At 49.7% G+C, this 766-nt stretch carries 1 protein-coding gene; it reads right to left on the bottom strand.

What is annotated here, in order from left to right; translation table 11 throughout:
- The coding region (gene dsbD / locus R7Q11_RS25885; protein ID WP_225466964.1) for a protein-disulfide reductase DsbD at nt 1-766 on the bottom strand (766 nt) is incomplete at both ends.

The raw sequence follows: 766 nt of genomic DNA, 5'->3' as shown, positions 1-766 counted from the left end.
CAGAATCGATTGATGTGCTCTAAGAAAGGCTCGGCTTGCATAAAGCCAGTTAAACGAGCGTTTGAAACGTGTTCGCCTTTCGCATCCCAGAATTCGATGGTCGGCAAACCCAGCACGTTCATGTGTTTGAGTAGCTCAATATCTTGCACTTGGTTTTTGGTGACATCCGCTTGCAGTAACACAAAGTCTTGCAGCTTGGCTTCGACTTTTGGATCGTGGAAGGTGTACTTCTCAAACTCTTTACACGCTACACACCAGTCGGCGTAGAAGTCGAGCATGACAGGTTTACCTGCTGCTTTCGCCAGCGTCAGTTGCTCTTCAAGCTCGGCCACATTAGCAATGCGAGTAAAGCTAACCGTTGTTTGCTGTGCTTGGGTTTCGTGATTGCCAAACCAATAATTCAGTGCTGGTTGCGCGGAGGCGAACAAACCGAGGACGGCAATAATGCCAATTGCGCTTTGCTTCCAGCCACCAAACTCCAAGCTGTTTTTGATGTGATACAACCAACCAAATGCCGCGATACCGAGCGCAGACCACAACGCCGTCGACCACATTTCTGGCAAGATACGCTCAAGCAAGAAGATTGGTGCTGCCAGCAGAATGAAACCAAATAGTGTCTTCACGCGGTCCATCCAACCGCCGGCTTTTGGCAGCAGTTTGTTGCCAAATACCGCCACGAGAATCAGCGGAATACCCATACCCATCGCCAGTGCGTAAAGCGCAATACCACCAGTCAGCAAGTCACCACTTTGTGCAACGTAGAGTA

The organism is Vibrio sp. 970 (assembly GCF_033339075.1).
This window is presented reverse-complemented; position numbering and strand designations above follow the sequence as displayed.